Here is a 1662-nt window from a genome sequence, read left to right as displayed (position 1 = left end):
CGTCTAAGCATCGGAATAAGCCTCCCATCCATCGCATGGAAGACATCGGGGCAACACGCAAATCCGTATGCAACGACTCGCAGCAGAGCGTCCGCAACGATAACGTCTTGATCCAGAGCTTCACCAGTCAAACCCTGGGTGGGATAGTTGAACCRCATCTCTGGGGGCGGTTCGCCCGGAAACGTGGAGACTACATTGGGTGTAGGAAAGTAGAGGAAATCGATTACCGGCGTATGTGTTACGCGCGCGGCTCGATAACAGGCGATCCCTGCAGCCAGCGTATCCATACCGAGCACGACGACGTCGGCGTCAGACATCACAGCGCACAGTGTGTCCAGGTCGGACGTCTTCTCGATAATCGAGACTGTGGCATCAGGATTGATATCCAGAATCAGCCTTCGCCCGACTTCTGCTTTGTCCACTCCGAGCGTTGTCGTGGAAGCGAAAAGCTGGCCCGCGACATTCTCGACAGCGATCGCATCGGGGTCGATCAAGACGAATCGACCTGTGCCGCTTCTTGCCAGAACGTGCAGCGCTGCGCCGCCAATGGCTCCGAGGCCCACCAGGATCACCGTACTGCCTCGTAATACGTCAGGCAGTTTCTGCGGAAGGAGGCTCTCCTGCCGACCGAATCGCCGAATCCATTCTGAATCGCGAGCATTCATCCTTGATCTCTCCCGATAGCGCATCGTAGGGACATCGTGTCCTCGGCGCAGTCTGGATAGTGCTCCCCTGACAACGGGCATTCAACCGGATGCCTCCTCATCATTTTCAAGACGGACCTGAAAGCTTCCAGGTACTGGAGTTTCTGCATAGTGTTCAGAAACAGCGGCTAACGATCGGAACTTCCCTTTATGCACCACGAAAGTGGTCGGACTCGCACGCGTTTTACTTCCGACCACCGGAGGTTCGCAATATCGTTGCCATTGATTACTCGATCACGGAATGCCGGCATGAAATGGACTTTCACCACTTCGGCTATCACCGCTCTTGCCATTTCCCTGAGCGCGGCTTCCCCTGTTAGGGCGCACGGCCCGAACGCGACCCCGGAATTCAAGATTGACTTCGAACATGAGAAGCCATTTGGCGGCGTCGCGAGCCTCCATGGAACGGGTTTCGATTTCATGGAGATGGGCAACAAGCGTTCTCCTGGGAATCTCGCCCTGAGCTCGGTCGAGGAACCCATCAGTCTCGACGCTCTGGGCAGGTCTGTCGAGCAGAGAGAGATTTCCGAGAAATACGGCGACATCAAGGGACGATTCCTGCGAATTGATGGTTTGAGCAAGAACAGGGATGTCGCCCTCACCCTCCGCAGAAGATTGCATCTCGTAACGTTCGACTACGTCCTGAGCAATTCAGTCGCGCGTACTGATCCGTTTGACTACATCTTTACCTGTCACTATTCGTCGGGCGCGACCGATCGATATCCTGTCAGGGTAGCCAATTCTGCAAGATTGGCTGAAAGAACGCGCGGGAAAATCACGTGCAACGCTCCCGAGAACTCGTACGTGCAATCCATCGTTTTTTCGAACGCAAGAGATGGCTCATATGAGACGTGGGTCGACAATATTGTCGGTGAGAGAAAGGTCCGCACGGCGCGCCGGAAGTCTCCACCGCCCTGGCGCCGCGCGCTAGCTGACGGCTACCGGCACCGTGGGCAGC

The 1662-nt window shown here is 56.1% G+C and carries 2 protein-coding genes; one reads left to right on the top strand and one right to left on the bottom strand.

Annotated features, from left to right (window positions below; genetic code table 11):
* Nucleotides 1-665 (bottom strand): ThiF family adenylyltransferase (locus AC1DT2_RS22675; protein ID WP_477298903.1); only part of this gene is annotated, 665 nt, incomplete at its 3' end.
* A gap of 288 nt (nt 666-953) precedes the next feature.
* Between AC1DT2_RS22675 and AC1DT2_RS22670 the strand changes: the two genes are divergently transcribed.
* Nucleotides 954-1662, top strand: a 709-nt coding sequence (locus AC1DT2_RS22670; protein ID WP_477298901.1) for a hypothetical protein, incomplete at its 3' end; no start/stop codon positions are given.

It is taken from the genome of Luteibacter sp. P4_E6 (assembly GCF_056401535.1).
The sequence above is the reverse complement of the archived record's forward strand: the minus strand, read 5'-3'. Positions and strand labels throughout refer to the sequence as shown.